The organism is Streptomyces sp. NPDC058773 (assembly GCF_042746015.1).
Taxonomy (GTDB): Bacteria; Actinomycetota; Actinomycetes; order Streptomycetales; family Streptomycetaceae; genus Streptomyces.
The window spans coordinates 163,504-188,369 of record NZ_JBHYPE010000011.1; the positions used below are offsets into that span (position 1 = coordinate 163,504).

22 protein-coding genes and 7 pseudogenes are annotated in these 24,866 nt (G+C 69.5%); 11 read left to right on the plus strand and 18 right to left on the minus strand.

Annotated elements, in window-relative coordinates; all coding sequences use genetic code 11:
- Window positions 1-11: 11 nt before the first annotated feature.
- Both ACFW5B_RS12980 and ACFW5B_RS12985 read right to left on the minus strand, forming a co-directional pair.
- A complete protein-coding gene (locus ACFW5B_RS12980; RefSeq protein WP_386437678.1) occupies window positions 12-1,280 on the minus strand; it encodes a radical SAM protein in 1,269 nt (422 codons plus the stop codon).
- Window positions 1,281-1,433: 153 nt separating this feature from the next.
- Complete coding sequence (locus tag ACFW5B_RS12985; RefSeq protein ID WP_386437681.1) at window positions 1,434-2,783, minus strand: ATP-grasp domain-containing protein; 1,350 nt, start codon at window positions 2,781-2,783, stop codon at window positions 1,434-1,436.
- Window positions 2,784-3,391: 608 nt separating this feature from the next.
- On the opposite strand from ACFW5B_RS12985, the gene ACFW5B_RS12990 reads away from it, so the two are divergent.
- Window positions 3,392-3,637: a hypothetical protein gene (locus tag ACFW5B_RS12990; RefSeq protein ID WP_386437684.1), complete on the plus strand. Its 246-nt coding sequence runs from the start codon at window positions 3,392-3,394 to the stop codon at window positions 3,635-3,637.
- 41 nt (window positions 3,638-3,678) lie between these two features.
- Here ACFW5B_RS12990 and ACFW5B_RS12995 read toward each other — a convergent pair whose 3' ends face one another.
- The 5 genes and pseudogenes from ACFW5B_RS12995 to ACFW5B_RS13015 form a co-directional block, all read right to left on the minus strand.
- Complete coding sequence (locus tag ACFW5B_RS12995; RefSeq protein WP_386437687.1) at window positions 3,679-4,911, minus strand: GNAT family N-acetyltransferase; 1,233 nt, start codon at window positions 4,909-4,911, stop codon at window positions 3,679-3,681.
- A gap of 319 nt (window positions 4,912-5,230) precedes the next feature.
- Entirely contained in the window at window positions 5,231-5,359 is a 129-nt protein-coding gene (locus ACFW5B_RS13000; RefSeq protein WP_386437690.1) for a hypothetical protein, read from the minus strand.
- Window positions 5,360-5,529: 170 nt separating this feature from the next.
- A pseudogene (locus tag ACFW5B_RS13005) lies at window positions 5,530-5,823 on the minus strand (thiamine pyrophosphate-dependent enzyme); the annotation flags it as partial.
- Window positions 5,814-6,609: pseudogene (locus tag ACFW5B_RS13010) on the minus strand (FAD-binding oxidoreductase); the annotation flags it as partial. The pseudogenes ACFW5B_RS13010 and ACFW5B_RS13005, both read right to left, overlap by 10 nt.
- A 95-nt stretch (window positions 6,610-6,704) precedes the next feature.
- Window positions 6,705-7,889: a zinc-dependent alcohol dehydrogenase gene (locus tag ACFW5B_RS13015; RefSeq protein WP_386437693.1), complete on the minus strand. Its 1,185-nt coding sequence runs from the start codon at window positions 7,887-7,889 to the stop codon at window positions 6,705-6,707.
- A 514-nt stretch (window positions 7,890-8,403) separates the two neighbouring features.
- Between ACFW5B_RS13015 and ACFW5B_RS13020 the strand changes: the two are divergent.
- Window positions 8,404-8,970, plus strand: a pseudogene (locus ACFW5B_RS13020) (SDR family oxidoreductase).
- Window positions 8,971-9,161: 191 nt separating this feature from the next.
- On the opposite strand, the gene ACFW5B_RS13025 reads toward ACFW5B_RS13020, so the two are convergent.
- Together ACFW5B_RS13025 and ACFW5B_RS13030 are read right to left on the minus strand one after the other, a co-directional pair.
- Window positions 9,162-9,626, minus strand: a complete 465-nt coding sequence (locus ACFW5B_RS13025; RefSeq protein ID WP_386437696.1) for a hypothetical protein — start codon at window positions 9,624-9,626, stop codon at window positions 9,162-9,164.
- 52 nt (window positions 9,627-9,678) lie between these two features.
- On the minus strand, window positions 9,679-10,239 hold the full coding sequence (locus tag ACFW5B_RS13030) for a hypothetical protein (protein WP_386437699.1): 561 nt from the start codon (window positions 10,237-10,239) through the stop codon (window positions 9,679-9,681).
- An 883-nt stretch (window positions 10,240-11,122) separates the two neighbouring features.
- Between ACFW5B_RS13030 and ACFW5B_RS13035 the strand changes: the two genes are divergently transcribed.
- Window positions 11,123-12,217 (plus strand): SDR family oxidoreductase, encoded by a 1,095-nt coding sequence (locus tag ACFW5B_RS13035; protein ID WP_386437702.1) that lies wholly within the window; start codon window positions 11,123-11,125, stop codon window positions 12,215-12,217.
- Window positions 12,218-12,485: 268 nt separating this feature from the next.
- Here the strand turns inward: ACFW5B_RS13035 and ACFW5B_RS13040 are convergent.
- The 6 genes and pseudogenes from ACFW5B_RS13040 to ACFW5B_RS13065 all read right to left on the minus strand — a co-directional run.
- Window positions 12,486-13,133 (minus strand): annotated as a pseudogene (locus tag ACFW5B_RS13040) (cytochrome c oxidase assembly protein); the annotation flags it as partial.
- A gap of 345 nt (window positions 13,134-13,478) precedes the next feature.
- Complete coding sequence (locus ACFW5B_RS13045; protein ID WP_386437705.1) at window positions 13,479-13,700, minus strand: hypothetical protein; 222 nt, start codon at window positions 13,698-13,700, stop codon at window positions 13,479-13,481.
- Between the two features lie 190 nt (window positions 13,701-13,890).
- Entirely contained in the window at window positions 13,891-14,667 is a 777-nt protein-coding gene (locus ACFW5B_RS13050; RefSeq protein WP_386437708.1) for a 2OG-Fe dioxygenase family protein, read from the minus strand.
- Window positions 14,668-14,716: 49 nt separating this feature from the next.
- Complete coding sequence (locus ACFW5B_RS13055) at window positions 14,717-15,760, minus strand: iron-containing redox enzyme family protein (protein ID WP_386437711.1); 1,044 nt, start codon at window positions 15,758-15,760, stop codon at window positions 14,717-14,719.
- Entirely contained in the window at window positions 15,757-16,023 is a 267-nt protein-coding gene (locus ACFW5B_RS13060) for a CDGSH iron-sulfur domain-containing protein (protein ID WP_386437713.1), read from the minus strand. The genes ACFW5B_RS13055 and ACFW5B_RS13060 overlap by 4 nt, the downstream gene beginning before the upstream one ends.
- Entirely contained in the window at window positions 16,007-16,687 is a 681-nt protein-coding gene (locus ACFW5B_RS13065) for a HemK2/MTQ2 family protein methyltransferase (RefSeq protein WP_386437716.1), read from the minus strand. The genes ACFW5B_RS13060 and ACFW5B_RS13065 overlap by 17 nt, the downstream gene beginning before the upstream one ends.
- Window positions 16,688-17,477: 790 nt before the next feature.
- Between ACFW5B_RS13065 and ACFW5B_RS13070 the strand changes: the two genes are divergently transcribed.
- From ACFW5B_RS13070 to ACFW5B_RS13080, 3 genes and pseudogenes are all read left to right on the plus strand, one after another.
- Window positions 17,478-17,699, plus strand: coding sequence for a DUF5133 domain-containing protein (locus tag ACFW5B_RS13070; RefSeq protein WP_386437719.1), 222 nt, complete (start codon window positions 17,478-17,480; stop codon window positions 17,697-17,699).
- Between the two features lie 271 nt (window positions 17,700-17,970).
- Window positions 17,971-18,144: pseudogene (locus ACFW5B_RS13075) on the plus strand (ATP-dependent DNA ligase); the annotation flags it as partial.
- A gap of 50 nt (window positions 18,145-18,194) precedes the next feature.
- Complete coding sequence (locus tag ACFW5B_RS13080; protein ID WP_386437721.1) at window positions 18,195-18,860, plus strand: HAD family hydrolase; 666 nt, start codon at window positions 18,195-18,197, stop codon at window positions 18,858-18,860.
- A gap of 98 nt (window positions 18,861-18,958) precedes the next feature.
- Here the strand turns inward: ACFW5B_RS13080 and ACFW5B_RS13085 are convergent.
- A pseudogene (locus ACFW5B_RS13085) lies at window positions 18,959-19,277 on the minus strand (IS481 family transposase); the annotation flags it as partial.
- A 145-nt stretch (window positions 19,278-19,422) separates the two neighbouring features.
- Between ACFW5B_RS13085 and ACFW5B_RS13090 the strand changes: the two are divergent.
- The 5 genes and pseudogenes from ACFW5B_RS13090 to ACFW5B_RS13110 form a co-directional block, all read left to right on the plus strand.
- Entirely contained in the window at window positions 19,423-20,082 is a 660-nt protein-coding gene (locus ACFW5B_RS13090; RefSeq protein ID WP_386437724.1) for a LysE family translocator, read from the plus strand.
- Window positions 20,083-20,151: 69 nt separating this feature from the next.
- Window positions 20,152-20,811 carry an HAD family hydrolase gene (locus ACFW5B_RS13095; protein ID WP_386437727.1) on the plus strand — a complete coding sequence of 220 codons (660 nt, stop codon included), beginning with the start codon at window positions 20,152-20,154 and terminating at the stop codon, window positions 20,809-20,811.
- A 43-nt stretch (window positions 20,812-20,854) separates the two neighbouring features.
- Entirely contained in the window at window positions 20,855-21,241 is a 387-nt protein-coding gene (locus tag ACFW5B_RS13100) for an IS5 family transposase (RefSeq protein ID WP_386437730.1), read from the plus strand.
- 408 nt (window positions 21,242-21,649) lie between these two features.
- On the plus strand, window positions 21,650-21,871 hold the full coding sequence (locus ACFW5B_RS13105) for a hypothetical protein (protein ID WP_386437733.1): 222 nt from the start codon (window positions 21,650-21,652) through the stop codon (window positions 21,869-21,871).
- Window positions 21,872-22,130: 259 nt separating this feature from the next.
- Window positions 22,131-22,502, plus strand: a pseudogene (locus ACFW5B_RS13110) (transposase family protein); the annotation flags it as partial.
- 69 nt (window positions 22,503-22,571) lie between these two features.
- Here ACFW5B_RS13110 and ACFW5B_RS13115 read toward each other — a convergent pair.
- Both ACFW5B_RS13115 and adh read right to left on the minus strand, forming a co-directional pair.
- Window positions 22,572-23,003, minus strand: coding sequence for a VOC family protein (locus ACFW5B_RS13115; RefSeq protein ID WP_386437736.1), 432 nt, complete (start codon window positions 23,001-23,003; stop codon window positions 22,572-22,574).
- Window positions 23,004-23,275: 272 nt separating this feature from the next.
- Complete coding sequence (adh, locus tag ACFW5B_RS13120; RefSeq protein ID WP_386437739.1) at window positions 23,276-24,799, minus strand: aldehyde dehydrogenase; 1,524 nt, start codon at window positions 24,797-24,799, stop codon at window positions 23,276-23,278.
- Between the last annotated feature and the right edge of the window lie 67 nt (window positions 24,800-24,866).

The window sequence follows — 24,866 nt, forward strand, 5'->3', positions numbered from 1 at the left end:
CGTGTTCTCCTTCAGCCCGTCGTCTCGACGAGAGGGAGCCGGCGGCGTGCGGGGACCCGGGAGACCAACTGCTGCTCCTGGGCGAGTTCGCGGGCGAAGCAGCCGTCCTTGTAGACACCGGAGAGCCGCTTGTCGGTGAACGCTTCGATGGCGGCGTGGTCGAACTCCAGGTCGTAGCGGACGTCCTCGCCCCCGTCGGCGACCGTACGGACGAGGATGCCCAGATGCGGCTCGAAGGTGTTGACGCAGCCGACGATGTCACCGATCTTCTCGCGGCGACCGTCCGCGGACTCCGACAGCACGCTCTCCTGGGTGGGGATGGCGGCGAACAGCTGCCGGCCGGCCCGGCACCAGCCGACATGGCCGGGGAACCCCATCGCCTTGATCCCGAAGGTCCCGAAGTCCTCACTCACACCGAGCTGGAATGTCAGCTCGACGTTCTCGTGCAGCCACTTGAAGTCGCGGTAGGCCTGCTCGATCTCCTCGTAACTGAGCTGGAGTTCGGGGTGCCTGCCGCCGTGGTCGGAGAAGTTGTTGAAGCGGACGGTGTCGACGCCCAGCTTGTTGAAGTAGTGGGCGTAGCGCTCAAGGGACTGGCGGCCGTGGTTGTGGCGGCCGATGGTGACACCGATGTTGACCCGGAAGGCATCCGACCGGTCGGCGTCCGCGGGGAGCGTGCTGCGGTAGTGGTCGTTGTAGTGGCCGATCCGGCGCAGCACCTCCTCGGTGTTCGCCCCGCTGAAGACGCCCTTGATCGGGTAGCTGCCGTCGTCGATGACGGCCAGGTTCTCGTCGATGACACCGTGGTAGGTGATGGAGATGGTGCCGTAGCCGTTGACCCGGGCGAGGTCGAGAAGCTCCAGGTAGTTGTCGGCGAGCAGCGGGCGGCCGCTGGTCCAGGCGTCGCCCTTCTCCATCGTCTCGGTGGGCTTGTGGTCGGCTTCCTGTCTGAACTCACGGTTGTTGGCGGGTCCGTAGATGCGCATGAACTCGCCGTCGTACGCGAAGCTGTCCACGTACCGCGGGTAGACGTGGTACCCGTGCGACTGGAGCCCGGCGAGGATCCGCGGGCCTTCCTCCATGGCGAACGACTTGTCGTAGACCTTCTCGTAGTTGACGAACCAACAGTGCGTACATTTCTGTCCGCAGGTGTTCTTTCCGACCTTGGTGTCCAGGTCGAGGTAGATGTGGATCTCCTCGGGCTTGATCTCCCGGAACGGCGTGGTGAACGGCGCATCTCCGTGGAAATCGTAGGAAATCGGCGTGTTGTCGACGGGCATGGTTCCCCCCCAGGCGTGATCGAGTCCGGTGATGAGCGATGAACGATGAGAGACGAGCTGTGAGAGACGTACGGGTACAGCTGTGATCGGCGCCGGGCCGCCCTGAGGCTGGGCGGCCCCGGACCCGGAGTGCGTGGGTGGTGCTGCTGGGTGCTACGCGACGGGCGCGGGCTGTGCGGCGGTGCTCGGCGGGGCCGTGCTGCCGGGCCGAGCGGTGTCAGGCTGTGCGGTGCCGGGCTGGTGTGCGGCACTGAGCTGTGCGGTGCCCGGCGCTGCGGTGGAGCGGTCGTCTGCGGCGCGGGCGTTCGTGGCGCGGCGCGCCGACGGCACGGTCACGCCGGGTTGAGTAGTCACGATCGGCAGCGCCGTCAGCTCGGCCACCGCCGCCACGCACGCCGCCGAGTCCGCGGCGGTGACGACGGCCATGCCCAGGCGGTCGGTGGAGGACCTGAGCGGGCGCACCTGGTCGCCGGGCTCCACGCCGACCTCCCACTCCACGATCGTCCCGTGGGCCAGGGACGGTGGTGGGGCGACAGCGGTGACCGTACCGGGCGGTGCGGTGAAGAAGACGGTCGCGGCCGTGGGAGCGGTGGCCTGCCCGCGCGGCAACCCCGCGCCGACCGCCCAGCCGAGGGCGGCGACCCGCCAGTCGATACCCGTGGTCAGCCGCACCAGATCCGCGATGCCGTCGCCACCGAGCCGGTTGTGCGTCTCGATCACGACGATGTGGTCGCCGTCCACCTTGACCTCGGTGTGGCTCGGGCCCTCCGTCAGCCCGAGAACGTCGAGCAACTGCCCGACTGCCTCCTCGACCCGGGCCCGTCCGCGGGCGTCCAGCGCCGGAGGCGGCATCATATGGCTGACCTCGACGAAGCCGCCCGTCGTCCCCTTCTGGGCGATGCCCACGACGGTGTGCCGACCGCCGGCGGACAGCGTCTCCACGCTGAACTCCAGCCCGCCGACGAAGGCTTCGAGCAGCGTACCGGCGGTCCGGCGGTCCGTCGGCAGGTCCGCCGCTCGGTCGAAGAGCGCCACGGCATTGCTGCCGACGCCGCTGACGGGCTTGGCCACCACGGGGGTGTGCCCGGCGAACAGCCGCGCCACCGCGTCCGGGTCGTCCCCGGAGGCGAAGGCCGGGTTCAGATGCGGCGCCTTCAGTTCGAGGGCCCGCCGCATCTCCAGCTTGTCGCGGGTGCGCCGGACGACTGCGGGGGTGACACCCCGCACGCCGAGCCGCTCCGCCGCCACGGCCGCCGGCTCCAGACCCAGCTCGGTCAGCGAGACGACGGCGGTCGGCGACAACGGCTTGAGCACCTCGTCGACGAACGTCCGGAAGGCTGTGCCGTCATGGAAGTCGACGGTGTGCACTTGCCGTGTGCCCGGCGCGAGGCCGTTCCGGTCCAGGGCCGGGGCCCCGGGCAGCTGTACATGAAGGAGGTCACCGGGGAGAGCCTCGGCTGCTTGCGCGACCGTCGGATTGGCGCCGATGACCACCAGGGTCACGACAAGGTCCTTCTGGTTTGCATGCTGCGATACACGTCTTGCCCCCCGTTTTCTTCAGGTCCGGGAGCACGTCCGCCGACGGCACCGGGACCACATGAACCGAGCCAACGCCGAAACGGGGGGCCGCAGTGCGGCTACCGACCGTTCAAGTGGCGAGGCGATGACAAGGTCGCAGCGGCACTCCGCCCCTGTCAACAGATATGCGCAAAGCTTGACTTGTCAGAAAGTCCGCCCTGACCTGCATCAAGTCCTGTGCTTCACAGAATTGACCGAAAGCATGCGCCCCCTGTCCCATATCCGCCCCTGACACCTTCCAGCCGATTTCGGCCCCACTCCAACCCGTCCGGAATCGACCGGAAATACCTACCGTCCGGCCCTCCACGCCAGGTCAGCGCGCCAGAGTGCAGGGGCACCGGAGACACCCTCCTGAGACTGCTTTGAGACAGGGCACCCGCCGGCCACCCTTGACTGTGGCCACTCACCACCGCTTCATCGGCCACAGCGCAAGGAACCGGAGAAGCTACGCCGCAGTACATGCCTCCGGTTCGCCGGCAGACGCAGTCCCCGTACGGCGAACGAGGGGCGGCGCCCGGTTGTGGAGCGGTTGCGTGGAGCTTCGGACTTCGCGGGAGGGAGTTCCCGACGGCGAGATCGCCGAGGCGTTCGCCGGACTCACCATCGCCGGCGGTAGCCTCCCGCCACCGCAGGCGTTCCCCGACATCTTCAACCGGCTGATGGCCCGGCGCCGCCGCGGGGGAGACCGGTATCAACACCAGGCCGTCTCCCTCGCGGAGATCGCGGACGCCTGGCAGACCGAGGACACCGGGGGCAAGCCGCTGACGATCATGTCGTAGCGGCGGCGATACGCCACTTGCGCAGGGGTCGGTGCGCGCGGTCAGAACCAGTGCAGGCAGTGCGGGGAGCGGTCCGCGCGGAAGAGGGCGTCGGCGAGGGGGGCGGCGCCCGGGTGGTGGGCCCGGATGTGTCCGGCACGTATGAGCGTGCTCGGGGCGGTGCCGCCGAGATAGACCGAACCGAGGTCGCTCACGTCCAGGGACAGGTCGGGCTCCCGGTCCGTCGGGACGCAGCCGGCCTTGCTGTCCCGGACGGTGAGGAGGTAGCGGCCCTGTTCGCCGAGGAACGGGTCGTCGACGTCGAGGACGAGCTCGCCGTCGGTGCACCAGCCGCGCGCGGTCAGCGCACGCGGGACGTCCAGCAGCCGCACCCAGAGCCAGTCGGTGTCGTCGTTGACCTCGCCGGCGCGGAAGTCCGCGAACTGCCAGCGCAGCGGGTGCTCGGGCGGGAAGTGCTTGAACACGACCTGAGTGACCAGGTCGTGTCCGAGCACGAACCGGGCCAGGACGGTGAAGACGACGTCATCGGTGGCGATGGTCTCGTCGACCGTCAGGGTGCCGGACTCGACCGAGTAGCTGGCGTATCCGTCCGGGACGCCGTCGGCATCGCGGTGGACGGCGACGTAGCGCGGCGCCGGAGAGACCGGGGGCTGCCCCGCGCCCAAGGCCCACCAGCGGTGCGGCCGGGACAGCGCGCCGGGCTGGGCGCGGCGGTACCGGTCGTAGACCTCTTCCAGGATCTCGCCGCACTCGGCACGCCGCAGCAGCTCGACCGAGCCGGTGTCCGATCCGGTCGCCGGGACCCCGGCCGTGCCGCGCGCCCGGGGGAGGGCGAAGGCGGCTTGGTTGCGCGTCACCGTCAGCCGCTGCGTGTACGTCGCCGGTCCGTAGCCGAACCTGCCGTAGATCGGGGCCTCGGAGGCCAGCAGCACGGAGAGGAACTCCCCTCGATCCCGCAGCTCGGTGAGCTGATGCCGCATCATCGCGCTGAGCACGCCCTGCCGTCGGTGCGAGGGCAGGACACCGACGGCGGTCACCCCTGCCGCCGGGACGAGGATCTCACCGGGCAGGGTGAGCTCGAAGGGGTGGGCACCGGCGGTGCCGACGGGCCGCCCGTCCGCCGTCAGGGCGAGCAGGCCGCGGTCCATTTCGAGCGCCGCCCACCAGACCCCGCCGCCATCCTCGGCCGGGGTCTCCGGGAAGCGCCCGAACGCGGCATGGAGTGTGCCGACGAAGACGTCGAGATCCTTGTCGGTCGTGGAACGGATCTCCATTGTTGCCGCTGCCTCCCCGGGGTACGCGCACCACGAGTTGTGGTGTTCCGCCACAGTGCAGCGTTTGACCTGTGACCTGGTCAAACGAATTACGGCTCAGTCCCCGGTCGGTCACGGCACGGCACAGCACGGCTCGGTCCTGGCCCGGCTCCGGCGGGAGTTGCGGTGGTTCGGGCTCGGCGGTTTTGATCCCTGCCGCCGCCCGCCGGCCCCTCATCGCGTGGCTCCGACGAGCTGCGTCAACGAGCGGACGAGGCGAAGGGGACGCTCACCCACGACGACCAGGCCCCGGCGGCATCCGCTCCTCCCCGCTTCTGCCCTACCGCCGGATGACTGCGCGGAGCCAGGCGAGTTGCTGGGAGATCTCCCCGGCCTCGGCGATGGTCTCCCGGTCGGAGCCGTCAAAGACTCCGAGGAGCGTTTCGGTGCCGTGCGGGGCGATGCTCATCACCGGGCCCCCGGAGTCGCCGCCGGCGGGAATCCCCGACACCTTTTCCAGAAGTCCGAGCCGCCCGGTGCGGTGCAGCCGACGCAACGGGGGTCGTCAGGCCGTACGACCCGCAGGTCCGACTGCTTGAGCACGGGGGACTGGCAGATGTTCTCGTCCCCGGTGCAGGCGGACATCGCACGCAGCTCCCACGTCACCTGGTTGAGATCCTGGTTGTTCAACACGGCCACGATCAGCCGCGGGTCACGCCACTCGTGCCAGTACTTGGCCGCGGTGATGAGTTCCGCCATGCCGTTCATCTGCATCGCGCCGTCCCCGACGAGGGCCAGCGCCGGCCGCTCCGGGTGGGCGAACTTCGCCCCGATGACATACGGCACCCCCGGCCCCATGGTGGCGAGCGTTCCGGACAGCGAACCGCGCATCGTGCCGCGCATCCGCAGATGCCTGGCGTACCAAGGCGCGGCACCTCGTCCGCCGCGGCACAGATGTCGGAGTAGCCGAGCACCACCATCGACTCGCACGCCGGCACCGGGACGAGACCCAGCTCGGCCCGCAGCACGGTGACGAGCGTGCCCTCGCTGCCCACCAGGGCGCGGGCGAGGTCGAAGCCGTTCTCCGGCAGCAGCGAATCGAGGTTGTAGCCGGACACCCGCCGCGGAATCTTCGGGAAAGCCCCGGCGGACGTCCCCGCGGTAGCGGTCGATGAGCCGCCTCGCCCCGGCATACAGCTCCGCACGCCGGCCCCCGGCGGCCACGGCCCGGTCGTACTCCTCGTCCGAGGTGGGTCCGACCCACATCCGTACGCCGTTGTAGGTGAGAATCTCCAGGCGCCGCACATTGTCGACGGTCTTGCCGTATGCCTGCGCCGATGCCCCACACGCCTTGTTGCCGATCATCCCGCCCAGCGAACAGTGGCTGTGCGTCGACGGCTTGGGCCCGAACTTCAGCCCTTTGTCAGCCAGTTGACGATTGAGTTCGTCGAGGACGATGCCCGGCTCGACCACACACGTACGCCGCTCCGCGTCCACCGAGATCAAGCGGTTGCAGTACTTCGTCCAGTCGATGACGACGGCGGTATTGGTGCACTGGCCCCCCCCCAGGCTGGTCCCGCCGCCCCGGGAGAGCACCGGCGCCCCGAACTCCGCACACACCGCGACCGTGGCCACCCCGGCCTCAACACTGCGGGAGACCACCACCCCGATGGGCACCTGCCGGTAGTTCGAGCCGCCACGCCAGGCGTGGCGTCGCAGGCTGGAGGGGCCGCCGGGGCCCGGCCCTCCGCGCCGGAGGCAGGAGACCCCCTGCAGTGGGAGTGCAGGACGAATGCTCCCGGAGGCCGACCCGATCAGGGCGTGAGGACTGTTTTGATCATTCCGTCGTCCTTGGCCTGGAAGGTCTTGTAGGCCTGGGGGCCGTCTTCCAGGGGGAGGGTGTGGGTGGCGAAGTGGTCGACGCCCAGGACATCCTCGTCGTTCAGCAGGGGAAGGATGTCGTCGACCCAGCGTTTGACATTGGCCTGCCCCATCCTCAGCTGAATCTGCTTGTCGAACAGGGTGAGCATGGGGACAGGGTCGACCGCACCGCCGTATACCCCGATCAGGGAGATGGTGCCGCCTCGGCGAACGGCGTCCACGGCCGTGTTGAAGGCCGTCATGCTGTCCACGCCCGCGTGTGCCATCAGCTTTTCGCCGAGGGCGTCGGGCAGGAACCCTGCCATGTTCTGGGCGGCCCGGATGAGCGGTGCGCCGTGTGCTTCCATGCCGACCGCCTCGATGACGGAGTCCGTGCCCCGTCCGTCGGTGAGCCGGCGGATTTCGTCCGCCACGCCTTTGCCGTGTTCGTTGAGGTCGAGGGTGTGGACGCCGCGTTCCCGGGCTCGTGCGAGGCGTTCGGGGACCAGGTCGACACCGATGACCTTGCTCGCGCCCTGGTGGAGGGCGATGCGGGCGGCCATGTCCCCGATGGGGCCGAGTCCGAGCACGGTGACGCTGCCACCCGGCGGGACGGCGGCGTAGACGACGGCCTGCCACGCCGTGGGCAGGACGTCGGAGAGATAGACGAACCGCTGGTCCGGTGGGCCGTCGGGGACCTTGATGGGCAGGGTGTCACCGAACGGCACGCGAAGGAACTCGGCCTGGCCGCCGGGGACTTGGCCGTAGAGCTTGGTGAACCCGAAGAGGGAGGCTCCCATGCCGCGGTCGGTGACCTGAGTGGTCTCGCACTGGGAGTGCAGCCCGCGTTGGCACATCCAGCATGTGCCGCAGGAGACATTGAAGGGGACGACCACCCGGTCTCCCACCGCCACATTGGTGACGTCGCTGCCGACCTCCTCAACGATTCCCATGGGCTCATGGCCGAGGATGTCGCCCGGGTCGAGGTAGGGGCCGAAGACTTCGTAGAGGTGCAGATCCGAACCGCAGATGCCGGTGGAGGTGATGCGCACGATGATGTCGGTGGGTTCCTGGATCGTCGGATCCGGGACGGTCTCCACACGCACGTCACGCTTTCCGTGCCAGGTCAGAGCCCTCATGGCCACTCCTCACGACGCTTTCTGCTCGGGTACCCACTTCCACCATGCGCCTGACGAAAAGGGCGCGCAGTTCCGGTGTGCGGTGCCCGTCAGCTGAGTGTGGTCCGGCTGTCCGGGGCGGGCACAGACGGAGGGCTGAACTCTTCCTTCGCCGCACGGCCGTCCAATGCGCCGAAGACCTGAGCAGCAGCTTCGTACACGCCCTTGACCTGTGCAGACGGCTCTCCACGGCAAGGGTGGGCCGGACTGAGGTGCGAAGGGTCACGATGACCCGCAGCCTGGTGGTATGCGCTCCGCGCCTTTCGTCCGAGGAGCGCCGTAGAGGGCGCAGGGCGGGACCGTCGTCAGCGGCAAGGAGCGCATGAGGCGGACGGGGGGGCGGAGCCCGGCGCGTCGCGTCGCGGCCGCGCCACCTGGGTCGGGGCGGGACCAGCAGCGGCGGCGCGGAGGCCCCCTGATGCGCTCGCTGATCATGTGCGCTTCCGCGGGGCACTCGGAGCGGGACAGGCGCACCGTGGGACGGCCCACTCACAGGAGGCCCGACACGGCAGAGGAAGATCCGGCCCCTCGCAATCCCGTCACCAAGCATCCGCAACCTGAATTCCCACAACAGGACCAGAGCCCCCGGGGTGGACGGGGCCGATGGACCCGCCGCCCGACCACGGCGAGGATTCCTACCGGGGGAGTGGTCTCCTCGACGGGGGCAAAGCGCTGCTGACGGGCGGCGATTCCGGCATAGGCCGGGCCGTTGCGCTGGCGTTCGCACGGGAAGGCGCGGACGTGATGTTCACTCATCTTCCCGAGGAAGACGAAGGGGGCCATCGTCACCTTTACCCAGGGGCTGGCGCAGATGCTGGCCTCCGACGGTATCCGCGTGAACGCCGTGGCACCCGGGCCGGTATGGACGCCGCTGATCCCGGCGACCTTGCCGGATACCACCACCTTCGGCAAACAAGCCCCGCTGGGGCGACCGGCTCAGCCGGCCGAGATGGCCCCCGCCTACGTCTTTCTCGCCTCCCCGCGGGCCAGCTACATCACCGCCGAGATCGTCAACGCCACGGGGGGAACTCCGTTGCCATGAGCGAGTGCGGCGATGCATCGACGATCGATCAGAGTCGCAGCTGCGGCAGACCTACGTGCTGAGGATGCGGAGAACACATGAACCCGCTGGGCCCTCGGGAGACATCTGCTGGACGCCATGAGTCGGTGGAGTCACCTTGGGCCTCGCGGCGGGACGAACGCGACGACCGGGGGCTTGCTGAGAATCCCGGACTACTCGGCGAGCAGGCGTTTGAAGAAGGACCGGTAATGGCGCAGGGCCATGCGCAGTCCCTCGGTGTCCACCTGCTCGCCACGGTTCCACTGTTCTTCCAGCGCCTGTTTGTGGTCGGAGAACGTCGCGGCCAGGCTTTGCATCACCTCGGCGACCAGCGCGTCGGCGCTCTGCACGGCTTCGCGCGGGTCGTCCACGAATCCGCCTTGGATTTCCTGCCAGCGGCTACGGAACCCATCGGCATTCTCTGCCGAGAGAAGCGGCGGAGCCTCTTCCTCGACGGTGTCCGCTCCAGCCGGGGCAGCTGTTGCGCTTTTCGCTCGTTGCGGAGCGGATTCGCCGGGGAAGGCGGGGGCTTGCGCGGCGAGTTCTTCGTCGGGAGGGGGCTCGGCGGGCCGGGCCAGATCTTCGGTGGTCAGGCCCCTCTGCTCGGGGCCGGAATCGCGCGTTCGGTCGCGTCGCATATCTGCAGCCTTCGATGCGGTGCATATGGGATGCGGTGAATGGCGGGTGCGCTCAGGCAGGGGCGTGTCGCGCCTGACCGCCGTCGGAGAGCAGTTCGTCGAAGAGGGCGCGGTAGTGCACCATGGCGCCCCGCAGTTGCTCGGTGGTGGCCTTGTGCTGGATACCGAGCGTTTCGACCTCATGGGCGGCTCTGTAGTGCTCCAGCGTGCGGTTGTGCTCGACGGAGAGGTCCCTGAGCTGCTGCTCGAAGTCTTCGGTTGGATAGCCCCGCTCATGCATCAGGGACGTCACCAGCTGGTCCGCGTCATGCACAGCCTCTTCGGGGCGGTCGACGAACTCTTCCTGCACACCGGCCCAGTCGCGGCTGTATCGCTCTCGGCTGCTGCTGGGCAGGGGCTTGATGTCCAGCGAATCATGGCGCTTTTCGCGTGCTCTGAGCTCTTGCTCGCCGGCCCGCCGGCTGTCTGCGGCCTCAACTGTGCGTTCGTATTCGGGCCCGAAGCGTTCACGTAGACGGCGGCGCCGACTCACGAGAAGCGTGGTTCCGACGGCTAGCAGAGCAACCACCACCACGACGGGGATGATGATCGCCAGAAGGGTGCCTGTTGACATCGGCAGACCTCCTTTACAAGGGTCCTCTCTCAGCTTAGAACCGGCGCACGTGGTTGACCGGGCAACGGAGTTGTGATCTTCGAAATGCGGGCCGGTGGAGTGCGGGGCTGGCAAGAGGGCGATGTCCGCTAGGCAGTCGTGCGCCGGCACGGTTGCGGTGGCCGGTGCGCACCAGGGGAAGCCGCGGCTGCCTCGACACACGCAGATCGCGACCGTGCAGCGTCTCCCACCGCGAGGACTCCACTGGCCGAGCCCGGGTCGCGGATCTGAGTGCCGGGCCACACGCTCGCGCCACAAGGCACGCAACAGGCGCCGGGCTCGTCCTGCGGCGGGTCGCCACCCGGCAGCGTCACTCGGCGGGCGCGGCCGGAAAAGCATTGCCGACCGGGACGACCGGGACGACCGGGAGAGCCTTCCTCAGGCTGTTGCCGCCGAGCGCACCTGGGCGGCTTTCCGCTTGTCGAGAGCGACGCGGACCAGGGCCGCGGCACATTGGGGCAGGTCGGCGTCGTCTACGACGGACGCCAGCTTCTTGGGCGAACTGGGCAGTCCAAGGCGCCGGGCCCCGTCCAGCACCTTGCGAGGGCATCGCGCATACCGGCGGAGAACGACGCGCGGGCCGTGTCGAGCGCGATGTCCGCGCGGATACGGGCGGCTGCGCCATCCGGCTGCGCTTCGGGCGGGGGCGCTCGGCTGCGCGAGACATGCCGTGCCGCGCACGACGTACGCCTGGGCCGAGGCGCGGCCGACGGTGACGCGAGCCGGCAACGGCCTGTCGTTTCAAGGGGGAGAAACGAGGCAAAAGGTCTGATAACAGCCGCCGAGGTCGCCGGTGCACCGAGGGGCGTTCCCCGGCGGAGGCCGTCCGCGGAAGGAGTCCGTCATGGTGGAGTACCACGACCGCAGCGAGGCCAAGGCATCCGGCCTGAAGGTGGTCGTCGTCGGGGCCACGGGGAACGTCGGCACCAGTGTCGTTCGGGCCCTGAGCGAGGATCCCGCGATCGGCTCCGTCCTCGGCCTCGCGCGGCGGCCCTGCGAACTGCCGGTCGCCAAGACCCGCTGGGGGTGCGTGGATATCGGCGACCCCGAGGCCGACCTCGGAAGTCACTTCCGGGGTGCGGACGCCGTGGTCCACCTGGCGTGGCTCTTCCAGCCCACGCACGAGCCGGTCACCACCTGGCGCACGAACGTCTTGGGGGGCATGCGGGTCTTCGACGCGGTGGCGGCGGCCGGGGTCCCGGTCCTCCTTCACGCGTCTTCGGTGGGCGCGTACTCGCCCGGACCCAAGAACCAGTTCGTCGACGAGTCCTGGCCCACCCACGGCTGGCCGGAGGCGGCCTACTGTCGGGAGAAGGCCTACCTGGAGCGGGTGCTCGACGCCTTCGAGCAGCGGCACCCCTCCGTGCGAGTGGTGCGGATGCGCCCCGGTTTCCTCTTCAAGCGTGAATCGGCCTCCGAGCAGCGCCGCCTGTTCGCCGGACCCCTGCTGCCCCAGAGGCTGGCCCGCTCCTCGCTCATACCCGCGCTCCCTGACATCCCTGGTCTGCGGTTCCAGGCGCTGCATACCGACGACGTGGCCGATGCCTGTCGCCGCGCACTCCTCCGTCCGGTCCGCGGGGCGTTCAACCTCGCCGCTGACCCGGTCATCGATGCCGCGGAACTCGCCGAAATCCTGCACGCCCGCGCGGTGCGCCTCCCGTTGCCTCCGCTGCGCAACGCGCTCGCCGCCGCATGGCACTTGCACCTCGTCCCGGCCTCACCGCAGCTCTTCGACGCGGTGCTGAGGCTGCCACTGCTGGACACCACCCGGGCCCGCACCGAACTCGACTGGACCCCGCAGCGCACCGCGACCGAGGCCGTCACCGAGTTCCTACAGGGGCTTCAAGAGATCGCCGGAGACGACACGGCCCCCCTGGCTCCACGACTGCCCGGCGGAAGGGCCAGGGAACTGGTCACGGCAGTCGGCCGACGCCCGTGAGCCGGCGCACGGCTTGCCGGAGCGGCTTGCCGCTCCGGGGCGCGACGGGCGCGCTGCCTACGGCAGCTTCAGCCGGGCGCCGACGGTCCGGTGGGCGGGGCGCCAGGTGGCGACCAGGGCACCGGCCAGGAGGAGTTCGGCGATGTCGCCGCCGTAGTACATGATCTCCGCGGCGCCCCGGACCTGTTCGATGGGGGCGGGGACGTCGACCCAGAAGCCGCTGCCGGCCCCGGGCGGCCGGCAACGTGCGCAGCAGGGTCACGGGGGCGCCGAGGACCAGGCCGAGGGGCGCGTACATGCCGATGAGCATGTGCTGGACCATGTGGGTGCGGAAGTCGGAATGCGCATGGGACGCCACCGGAGGCAGCAGCGCGAGAGCGAGCAGCGCCACCCGGGACACGAAACTCGCCGTCCGCCACCGCCGCCACTTCTGGGCGGCGTTGCGGTGGCCGGCTCGATGGGCCAGCACGACGTAGAACCGGCGGCGAGCAGCAGCCCGGGCGCGGGGACCACCGGGTCCGGCCGGCTGCTGACGGAGGTGTGGGCGTCGTGCGCGGGCATCTCGTGGTCCATCAGGCGTCCCGGGGTGCACGGCCGGCGCCGGTGACGGGGGCGTCGGGGCCGAAGGGCGGGCCGCTGCGCTGAAGCACGTATCCGCCGGTCCGCAGCAGGCCGCCCAGGACGAGGAAGCCGGTGTCCCACCAGGCCTGGTAGGGGCCGCCGTGGGGTGGTCATCGTTGCCTCCGTCACCGTTGTGCAACTGATGGGCCTTCAGGACAGCCGCCCAGCGGCGAGCCGCGTCTGCCGCAGGCAGCGAACCGATTTTCCCTCCTTCCGTCACACGCCTGCATTCACGTGTTTCTCCTCTGGCGAGCGGCGCATACGTAACGACCGTCGCGCGCCGAATACTCCGCATTCCTGCGCGCTCGCCGCGCGGCGGGCCCGTTCATCTCAGCTGGCTCGTGTCTGCGGTCGCGGGGCTGAGGAACTGGCCGTAGACAGGAGATATGAGTGAACAGACGCCGACGTTCCATCCGGGTGAGAGGGTTCCGGAGAGTGGAATCTACGAGTGTGACTGCGGGAAATCCCACCGCTGGAGCACCAGCACCAACGTCAAGGACCACACCTTCCCGCCTCTGCCGGAAGACTGCTCCGGCAGAGCATGGGCACTGAAGGACCCCGCGCACCCCGCCGGATAACACAGCTCCGCCGGGGCGCGCTCCGGCAAGCAGAAGAGCAATACGGGCCTGGATTCGGCGCGTCAGACGACTTCGGCGCCCCAGACGTGGGGCCCACCCCCGTGCCATTTGATCGCGGGGTCATTCAGCCGTACCTCCTCGGGATCCAGACCGGCGCGGCGCAGGAACTCCAGCAGATCTACGACGCCGTAGGCGATACCGAGGACCTCGTCATCGACATGCACCCATCGGCCGCCGGAGGCGCTCGGCGGGTGCACCACGATGAGGGGGAGAGGCTTGGGCATGTCTCCAGCCTGCCCAAGCGCCGCCTCACACGCTCTCGTCGAAGGCCAGACGGGCGAGGGCTCTTTCCGGCCGGGCGGTGAGCCGGCCAGCGGGCCCGGCACGAAGGCCGGACCCGTCAGCCGCCTGTGAACGTTCCCCGGTCCGATGGGGCGAGCGTGAAGGTGCGGACCTGGGGACCGGGAGGTGGCGTCACAGCGCGGCCGGTATGAGTGTGGTGACCAGCACGTCGCGGTGCGCGGGCCGAGAGGGATCCAGCGGCCGGATGGGTGACACGTCGTGCAAGGTGCGGCGATCGTCCGACAGCAGCAGACTCGCGCGCTCGGCCAGAGTGGTCGAGAGCAGTTCGGGCCCGTCCGGAGCGAAGACCGAACTCCGGCCCCCGGTCGCGTTGTTGCGGCCGACCAGCAACGAAGAGACCAGCGTCACGCCGTCGCGGTGCCGGCCCTCCGGAGTCGGCTGCCCCTCACCGCCGGCCCTGGCGACGACGCGGAACGGATGCACCTTGGCGATCCAGCGGGTGGCGGAGTCCAGGGCGCCCGCGATGTGCCCGAGCAGCGCCACGATCGAGTGCAGGAGCGGGTCCGCCGCGAAGGCGTCGGTCAGCGGATCGAAGTGACGGTCGATGTCCACGTAGAGGGGGTTGCTCCGGTCCGGTTGCACGAACGGGGTGTCCGGCAACTGGGTCAGCTCACCGGTGGCGGGGGTGAGCGCGAACTGTCCGTAGCGACGCAGTCGGCAGGTGCCACGTTCGGCGGCGTACCGGTCCGGGGACAGGCCTTCCCAGTGGGTGGCGAAGCGCGCCCACTCCTCCTCTCCGGTGCCGAAGTGTGCCTTCACGGCGGCTGCGGGCATGAGGTGGGCACCGGTCGAGGCCAAGGACTCGCGCGCCGCCGCTATGGCCGGCGGGCGCTCCTGGAAGGCCGTGGTCTCCGTTCGGGTCGTGAGCCTCTTGGCGCTCTGGTCCATTGTCAGAACCTCCTGTCGTCCTCCCGTGTCCGACTGAGGAGGACGCGGTTCAGATCTTGCCCCGTACGGGCGTGGATGCGCTGACGTGCGGCAACGGGGCTGGAAGCGCGCTACGGTCCTCCCGCCAGGCGGCAAGCAGATATGCGGCAAGCCGGTCTTCGAGGAGCCCGGTGGCCCCGATTCCGAAGGCGACGTCGGGCTCCAGATGCGGTTCGTCCGTCAGCAGGCCCTCGACCACTTCTGTGCGGACAACCTGTTCATGGACGGCGTCGGCTTCGACGTGCTCGTCGTAGAACCTCTCCGCAGCAGGGCCGGCCCCCGTGCGGCGCATGGCCTCCGCCAGCCGTCGTGATCCTGGCGACGAGGTCACCTCGACCGTGGCGAAGTGGCCGATGAGTGCCCCGCGCAGGGACCGGTGCAGCCCCAGCAGGGACATGAGATTGACGAGGGTGAGGGCTTCGGCGGGCGCCAGGTCGACGTAGTGCCCATACGCGGTTTCCAAGGCGAGGTCTGCCATGAGGTCGGCGAAGAGCTGGGCGTGGATGTCCTCGGCGCGTCCTGCACCGAACTCGTCGAATTCGATCGCGGCCATCCCGGCCTTGGCACGGCCCCGCAGACGGGGCAGGACCCAGGCGTGCGGGTCCGCTTCCTTGAGGTGGTACAGCGAGCGGAGGGCCGCGTACTCGCGCAGCTGCCACAGCCGGCCGGCGCGCTTCAGGTAGTGACTGATGCTGTTGCCGTCGTCGGCGGGCTCGGTCAGTAGCCCGGCCATCGCCTCCCGCGCGCCGGTCACCGGGACATCGGCACGCAGGGCCCGGAGGAATGCCTCCTCCAGGTGGCGCCGCACCACCAGCAGTCCGGGGGCCCATTCGTGGTCGTCGTCCACGTGGTCGAAGCCCTGATAGTGCAGTTCGTACAGCACGTAGAGGGCGAGCTGGAGATCCGCCCCGTACGGGTCTGCGCGCTGGATGTCCTCCCGGGGCGGCAAGGTGCCCTCCCCGGTGCGGAGCCACGAGATCACTGCGTCGGACAGGTAGCCGCGCGGTCGCGGGAGCCGCGGCCGGGACCGGGCGGCTCCGAGGTCGGCCTTCATCGCTGGTCTCCTTCGGTGGCCCGGTCCGCAGCAGGGCATCCGGTGCTTTCGGCGGGGTCGGAGGTGAGCTTCGAGCGCTGGCGATGGCTGGTGTCGCACCAGGGGTAGCTGCGGCTGCGTCGGCACATACAGATCGCGACGGTGAAGCGTCGGGAGACGGCTACCGAACCGTCCTCACCCACCACTTCCACCGGGCCCTCCACCAGGAGCGGGCCGTTCCGGACGAGGGTGATGCGGCGTGGCCGCTCAGGAGTTCTCGGCACGGATGATCACCAATTCCTCTGTCTGCTGGACCTCGCCCACCAGGCCTTGGCGCCGTAGCCAGGCCAAACGTGAGCGCAGGACCGGGCCGAACGGTATGACCGCGCGGTCACTGACCGCCGCTCGCAGCCCCGCGGATGTCAACCGCTCCAGCGTGTCCTCGATGCCACACAGTCCGGAATGGACCATGAGCAGCACGCCGCGTGGGCGGAGAGCACGCGGCGCGGCCTCGCAGATGCGGTCGACGAGCAGCCGGCCATCGTTTCCCGCGTCCCAAGCCCGTGCCGGCCCCCGGGGGGCCCGATTGCCAGGGGCGGGGACGTAGGGCGGGTTGCTGACGAGTATGTCGAAGGAGCGGTCACCGACAGCTGCCGTCAGATCACTGCGACGCACAGTGACGGGCTGCCGGGAGATCCAGGCGTTGATCCTTGTGGACAGCACTGCCCGCCAGGAGATGTCGACGGCGGTGACCAGAGCGCCGCGTCGCGCCGCTCCCAGCGCGAGGGCCCCACTGCCCGACCCCAGGTCCAGGAGCTCGGTGCCGGCCCCCACACGTTCGCGGTACAAGGCGCGCAACAGGAGCCGCGTGTCGTGCTGCGGCAGATAGACGCCGGGAAGCGCCACCAGCGGCCGCAGGGCAGGGAGGGGGGCCGGCCACGTGCTCATACGGCACCTCCGCCCCGAGAGCCGAAATCGACGATCTGGATGGCCCGCGCGTCCTTACCAGCCTGCTGGCTATCCGAAGACCCGACCACCCGAGCTGCGACGCACCGTGCGGCACCCTGGGGCCATGTCCTGCGAGTACCCGTCCCTCCAGCGACGAACCGGGGCGAGGTGCGGCTGGATCAGCGCGGCTTCGACCGGCTGCTGGGCCGGAGGTGTCGGTGCTCCGTCCCGCCCCTGGGCAGGCGGGGCAATTGCCTGCACAGCGGTGTTAATGCGGCCTCCGGCCGGGAACCCGTGTCGTATGCAGACATGAGCCCCCCGAGCGGTCAGCGGCTGGCGGGCCGCCTCGCGGTGGTGACCGGGGCCGCCCGGGGGCTGGGGGCCTGCATGGCTCGGGCCCTGGTGCGCCGGGGGCCACTGTGGCGCTGATCGGGCTGGAGGGAGCCGAACCGGAGCGGGTCGCGGCATCGTTCCCCGGGCGGGCACATCACTGGTGCGCCGATATCACCGACGAGGCTGCGTTGACGGACGCCGCCGCGAGGGTGCAGCGTCAGCTGGGAACACCGTCGGTAGTGGTCGCCAAGTCACACGCTGGTTCCGGGGTGTGCTGCCGGGTCTCGAACGCCATGACGGCTACGAAGACACCGGCTTGATCGGCAAGGGGGGCCGAGCGGCGACGCGTTGAAAGGCTGACACCGGACCTCCGTGAAGCCGGGAAAGGAGGCCCCGACGGTGGCTGCCTGCCGCCGCCGGGGAAACCCCCGAGGAGAGCTGATGAGGAGCGTGGACCATGTTGATGCCCGACCCCAAGGACGTGCGGATACTTCTCAGCCGGTATGCGGCTGCGCGGTTGGCCCACGCGGAGAAGGAAACCCGCAAGACCGCCACGCAGCTCGACGACGTGTCGTACAGCTTGTGCGTGGCGACGGGCACCACAGAGATCAACGACGCTCTGGCTGCCGCCGACCGCATTCTGGGGCAGCAGCCTCCCCCTGCCTCCGGCGGCCCCTGACGGCATGCAGAGGATCAACTGGCCGATCCACCGGCGAGGGGCCTTGCTACCGGTGTGGCCGCTGAATTGGGCAGGCGGGAAGGGCGCGGCGGGCGAGCATGCGCCTCCCTCTGCCCCGCGCAACAGTGGAGGTGTGACTTCCGGAGAAGGGTGGTGGAAGGACCCGTGACCAGAAGCGACGTGCGGGCTGCGGATCGTGTTCTTGGTGTACGGCACTTCGGTGAACGACGAGTGGGTGGGACGCATCGGCACCCCCGACGCCCGCCGCCGAACCCGCTCCCCGTTCGCCGGGCCGGTTCATGAGCGGGGCGCCCACTGGGTGCGTCCCGAACTCGTCGCGCAGATCGGCTTCACGGAGTGGACCCGTGACGGCATGCTGCGCCATCCGCGGTTCCTCGGCCTGCGTGACGACAAGCGGCCCGAGGACGTGGCCCGCGAACTCCCGGCCCCGGCTGACCGGTGGCCCGCGCCGGCGCCCCGAAGGAGGCGGAACTCATGCCTGCGGACCGGAGAGCTGCGCTGTTCGACATGGACGGTACGCTCGTCGACAGCACCTACCTGCATACCGTCACCTGGTGGGAGGCGTTCCGCCAGGCCGGCCACCACGTACCGATGGCCGCCATCCACCGGACTGTCGGGATGGGAGCCGACCACCTCATCGGCCACCTCCTGGGGCCCAGCCGGGATCGCGACCGCGATGCTGCGCTCAGCGCGGCGCACAAGACGCTCTTCGCCGAGTACTGGACCAGGCTGGTGCCGCTGGATGGCGCTGCCGACCTGTTGCGGGCCTGCGCCCGGCGCGGTTGGGAGGTGGTGCTCGCCAGCTCGGCGGGCGGCGCGGAACTGAGCGCCATGCGTACCGCGCTGGATGCCGAGGACGCGCTCACGGCAGTCACTGGCGCGGACGACGTGGAGTCCAGCAAACCTGCCCCGGACCTCGTGAAACAGGCGCTGGAGGAGTCCGGCACAGACCCCGGCCGGGCGGTGTTCGTCGGAGACACGGTCTGGGACATGAAGGCCGGAGCCCGGGCCGGTGTGCCGTGCGTGGGGGTGCTCAGCGGTGGCTACTGCCGCCATGAGTTGCTGAATGCTGGTGCGCAAGAGGTCTACGAGGGGCCGGGCGACCTGCTGAGCCAACTGGACTCGTCGCCGTTCAGGTGAGAGACGGCCGGGCCGCTGCCCCGTGCCGGTCAGCCGGCCCGACAAGGCGGCGGAGGAACGGTACCGACCGGTGCCTGTACGCGGTGCGTCTGATTGCCTGCTGGCGGCCCGGCCGAGGACTTTGTGGCCGCCGCCGTCGGGAATACGGCCGAGCTTCTTGACGTCGATGTGGACCAATTCGCCCGGCCGAGCACGTTCGTAGCGGCGGACGGGCTCACCGGTGGCCCGGTCGGTGGCGGCCGGCGGCGGCAGGCCATGGCGCTGGAGGATGCGGTGGGCGGTGGAAGCGGCGACACCGGCACGGACGGCCAGCCGCAGCGGTCCGGTCCGGTGCTCGCGTCGCAGACGGACGACCTCGTCCTCCTGCACTACGGACGTGCGATGAGTCTGGTGCTGGGGCCTGCCGGAGCGGTCACACCTAGCGGGCGCGCCCCCCTCCGCGCGACGAGGCCGTCCCCGAGGAGCCGCCTTCCGCACACCAGGCAGTCAAACGACGCAACCCCTGCCCGATACCGGGCAGAAAACTAGCTGTTTCATGCCTCCGGGCGTATCTTGAGCGCTCATGATCGCCATCGACGCCTTGTGGACTTTCTCTTTGATGGTGGGCCTCTTGACCCTCACTCCCGGGCTGGACACCGCCCTCGTCCTGCGCACTGCCGCGCTCGGTCACCGTCGGCGTGCCTGGGGCGTGGTTCTCGGCATCCAGAGCGGCACCCTGATCTGGGGCACGCTCACCTCCCTCGGCGTGGCCGCGCTGCTCACCGCGTCCCACCTCGCGTACGAGATCCTCCGCTGGGCCGGGGCCGCGTACCTGGTGTGGATGGGCGGCAGGATGCTGTGGGCCACCTGGCGCCGCTCGGTGGACGAGGTCCCGGAGACGCACGGGAGCGGGGCCGAGGCCACGTCGGGATCAGGCTCCGGCGACTCCCTGCTCGGCGGCTGGCGGCAGGGGATCACGACCAACCTTCTCAACCCGAAGATGGGCGCCTTCTATGTCGCGGTGCTCCCGCAGTTCCTCCCTGCCGACACCTCGCACCTCGCTGCGGGCGTGCTCCTGACGGGCATCCACATCCTGCTGGCCGTCCTATGGGCCGGCGTACTGACCACCCTCGGGCACGTGCTCCGGGACCGTCTGCAACGGCCCGCCGCGCGCCGCGTTCTCGACCGTCTCACCGGTACGGTCATCGCCGCCTTCGGGGTCCGGCTCGCGCTCGGGGAGTGAGACACCGGCCGGGGCGAATCGCAGGCCGTGATCAGGCAACCAGCTCACCCGAAGGGAAAGGAAACCCGTATGCGTTCGCTCCCCACCAGCGCGGAGGCCGTGGTCTTCGACTGCGACGGCCTGCTGGTCAACACCGAGGTCTGTTGGACCGTCGCGGAAAAGGCCCTATTCGCCGCGCACGGCCACCCCTTCGGTCCCGAACAGAAGGCGCTGGTCATCGGCCGTACCGTGGAGGCTGCGGCAGAGGCCATGGCGGACTATTTCGGGCGGCCCGGAGCCGGTGCCGAACTTGCCGCCGAGCTCCTCGAAAGAGTCCGCAAGGAGCTGGCCGGGGGCGCCGCCGCCCTCCCCGGAGCAGCGGAGCTGGTACGCGCCTGCCGGGCGGCCGTGCCCATAGCTGTCGCCAGCAACAGTCCCCGCGAACTCCTCGATGTGGCACTGGAATCGGCGGGCCTCGCCGCTCACTTCACCCACTCGTTCGCCGCCGACGAGGTGGAGTCCCCCAAGCCCGCACCGGACCTCTACCTCATGGCATGCGAGGCACTCGGCGCGGTGCCACAGCGCTCTGTCGCCTTCGAGGACTCGGCCACCGGCATCTCCGCGGCCCGCGCCGCCAGACTTTACGTCGCGGTCGTACCGTCCCTTCCAGGAGTCGACCTTGACCACGACTGGCTGAGCACCGGCTTGGACGACCGCCAACTCGTCGACTGGGCCAGGAAATTGTCCTAGGGGTGTCTTCTTCAAATGATCTCGGAGGGTGGATCAGGGCCGGGTGATACGTCGTCATGAACTGTCGGATGCTGAGTGGGAGTTCGTCCGGCCGCTGCTGCCTGCGTCGTTGCGGGGTCGCAAGCGGCTGGATGTCCGCACCGTACTCAACGGGATCGTGTGGAAGTTCCGTACCGGGACCGCTTGGCGGGTTGTCCCCGAGCGGCACGGCCCGTGGGCCACGCAGCACACCCGCTTCCGGCGCTGGGCGCTGGACGGCACCTTTGAGCGGATGCTCCAGGCCGCCCAGGCAAAGGCGGATCAGGCCGGCGACATCGACTGGCTCATGTCGGTCGACTCCACTGTTGTCCGCGCCCACCAGCCTGCCGCCGGGGCACGAAACAGGGGCTCCAAACCCCTGGACTCGGACGCTCCCGAGGGGCCTGACTAGCAAGATTCATCTGGCCTGCGACGCCGCGGGCCGCCTGCGTCCCTTCTCTGGCGCGCCACACGGTAACCGCAGGTCGCGATCGCCCCGGAGCTGTGGAGTCGGTGAATCGGGCGCCTGGAAGCCTGGACGCGCGAACTATCGCCCTGGTGCTCCGGCCACCGCCTGGAGCCCAGCGACGTCAAGTGTCACGGCCGCTGACTGCCGGCCGAGCGGACTTTCTTGCCGCTGCGCCTTCACCGGTCTCCTCGCCCGATCGGGCGTTATCTGCAAGATCGGCGATGTCCACCGGGCACAGACTGGCTGCGCGCACCGACGCTGGGGCAGGCATCCTGCGCATGGGTGGCCGTATGGGCGGTGGCATAAGCCGACGGGGGCCGGGGGTATCTGTAGGCGATCGGCGGGAGGCAGATGATGGAGACCTCGGTGGACCGGATCGCGCAGCCGTGGGGTGGCCGGGTGCCGTACGACCGTAGCCGGCCCTGGCCTGCCCGGGTGGATACCTACCTTGCAGAGGGCATCGAGCCCGGCATGGTGCAGGAGTGGGTGCGGACGGCGTCGATTCTGCATTCCGATGGTGACGCGATGGTCTCTCGGCTTCCGGACGTCGGGCCGGTCCCAGGTGTGGTGTAAGTCGGCGGCGAATCGGTCGCGCGCCTCGGTCACGGCGGCGAGAGTTTGCCGCGGTAGCCGGGACATGGCGGGCTTGGGCGTCCTTCGCGGACCGGCGCCGCGCCTCACCCAGTCGTCGGCCACCGCCTGGGCCCCTGCTCGCGGCCGCTCCCCGTCGCCTGCGGCTGGGGCTCTTCGCTGGTCTTGTTCGACTTGAGTTCCAAAGTCAGCGTTGCGTGAGACGTCGGCCGACACGGAGAAGGCGTAGTGCATGGCCCAGCGGGTCGTCATCGACGCCGACAGCCGCCTGGTCGTCGCGGTTGGCCGACCGCTGCCGGGCAACCGGCACGACAGCCGGGCCTGGGCCGAGTCCGGCGCCAAGGCCGCCGTCGGCAACACCACCACGATCGCCGACGGCGGCTACCTGGGCACCGGCCTGGTGATGCCGCACCGCCGCCGCCCTGGCGAGGAGCCGGCCGACTGGAAGCAGGCCCACAACAAATCGCACAAGCAAGTCCGCGCCCGCATCGAGCACTGCTTCGCCCGCATGAAGACGTGGAAGATGCTCCGCGACTGCCGTCTGCGCGGCTACGGCGTCCACCACGCCATGCTCGGCATCGCCCGCCTGCACAACCTTGCTCTCACGGGATAGCTCCTGCCGCCTGCGGGACCTGAGAGGTCCATGGGAGACGGCTCCCCACCTTGCAGTCTTGGAGCAGATTCAGTCGAGGCAGAACTCGTTGCCCTCGATGTCCTGCATCGTGATGCACGACTCGTTGACACCATCGGCGCGCTGCGTCAGCACGTGTTTCGCGCCGAGAGCCATCAGCCGTGCGCATTCGGCCTCGAGTGTGGCCAGGCGCTCGTCACCCACGAGCCCGGCGCCGGCCCGCACACAGAGATGCACCCGGTTCTTGACGACCTTGCTTTCGGGAACTCGCTGGAAAAGCAGGCGTGGACCCACCCTGGAGGGATCAGTGCACGCGAAGTAGATCTCATCCTCCGGCGGCAGCGAGCGGTGGTACTCCTCCCACGTGGCAAAGCCCTCCGGGACAGTCGGTACGACGTACCCCAGCACCTCGCACCAGAAAGCGGCGAGGCGCGCAGGTTCCGCGCAGTCGAAGGTCACTTGGAACTGTTTGATCGTTGACATCGGCGCACGATAACAGCGGTCCTGCTCCCCGGGTGGGTAGATCCGCACATTGTCGGGAGGAGGGCCCCTGCTGTCCGCTGCTGTGTCGTGCGGTCGCAGGGGCCAACCGAGGCCGATGCCTCCCAAAAAAGGGGGATCTGGGATGCGATCCCGGTCAGCAACTCTCGTGGTGCCAAAGATCAGTTGCGGGACAACCCTTAGTTGCGTAGGGAAACTGCCGTTGTCCGGCTGCCTGGAGCGCAACCATGTCTCCAGGCAACCCACTTCTGGCTCTAGAAGAACCCAAGTTTCTTCGGGCTGTAGGAACAAAGAATGTTCTTCGTCTGCTGATAGTGATCCAGCATCATCTTGTGCGTCTCCCTGCCGATTCCGGACTGCTTGTAGCCGCCGAAGGCCGCGTGGGCCGGGTAGGCGTGGTAGCAGTTGGTCCATACGCGGCCGGCCTGGATGGCGCGGCCGGCGCGGTAGGCGGTGGAGCCGTCGCGGGTCCAGACGCCGGCGCCGAGGCCGTAGAGGGTGTCGTTGGCGATGCCGATGGCGTCGTCGAAGTCGCTGAAGGGGGCGACCGCCACTACGGGGCCGAAGATCTCTTCCTGGAAGACCCGCATGTCGTTGTTGCCCTCGAAGATCGTCGGGCGGACGTAGTAGCCGCCCTCCAACTCGCCGCCCAGTTCGGCGCGGGAGCCGCCGGTGAGGATGCGGGCGCCCTCCTTCTGGCCGATGTCCAGGTAGGAGAGGATCTTCTCCAGCTGGTCGTTGGAGGCCTGGGCGCCGATCATGGTGTCGGTGTCCAGAGGGTGGCCCTGGACGATCTTCTCCGTGCGGGCCACGCCGGCTTCCAGGAAGTCCTGGTAGTGCCCGCGCTGGATGAGCGCGCGGGAGGGACAGGTGCACACCTCGCCCTGGTTGAGGGCGAACATGGTGAAGCCTTCCAGCGCCTTGTCGTGGAAGTCGTCCGCGGCGGAGGAGACGTCGTCGAAGAAGATGTTGGGGCTCTTGCCGCCCAGTTCCAGCGTCACCGGGCGCAGGTGCTCGGAGGCGTACTGCATGATCAGGCGACCCGTGGTGGTCTCACCGGTGAAGGCGACCTTGGCGACCCGAGGGCTGGAGGCCAGCGGTTTGCCGGCCTCGGCGCCGAAGCCGTTGACGATGTTGACGACACCGGGCGGCAGCAGGTCCGCGATCAGGCTCATCCAGAAGTGCACCGAGACGGGGGTCTGCTCGGCCGGCTTCAGGACCACCGCGTTGCCGGCGGCCAGGGCCGGGGCGAGCTTCCACGTCGCCATCAGGACGGGAAAGTTCCAGGGGATGATCTGGGCGACCACGCCGAGCGGCTCGTGGAAGTGGTACGCGACGGTGTCCTCGTCGATCTCCGACAGCGAGCCCTCCTGGGCGCGGATGGCGCCCGCGAAGTAGCGGAAGTGGTCGATGGCGAGCGGGATGTCGGCGGCCAGGCACTCGCGTACGGGCTTGCCGTTCTCCCAGCTCTCCGCGACCGCCAGGGACTCCAGATTCTGTTCCATCCGGTCGGCGATCTTGTTGAGGACGGCGGCGCGTTCCGCGGCGGCCGTGCGGCCCCAGCCGGGGGCGGCCGCGTGCGCCGCGTCCAGGGCGCGTTCGACGTCTTCGGCGGTGCCGCGGGCGACCTCGGTGAACGTTGTCCCGTTGACCGGGGTCGGGTTCTCGAAGTAGCGGCCCAGCGCGGGCGCCACGTACTCGCCGCCGATCCAGTGGTCGTAGCGGGGCAGATAGCTCATCACGGCGTCGGCGGAACCCGGGCTGGCGTAACGGGCCATGGTGCGGCCTCCCAATCGCTCTCGGCGCGGAGCCCGCCACTCCCGTGTGACGGGCGTTGTGCGCAGG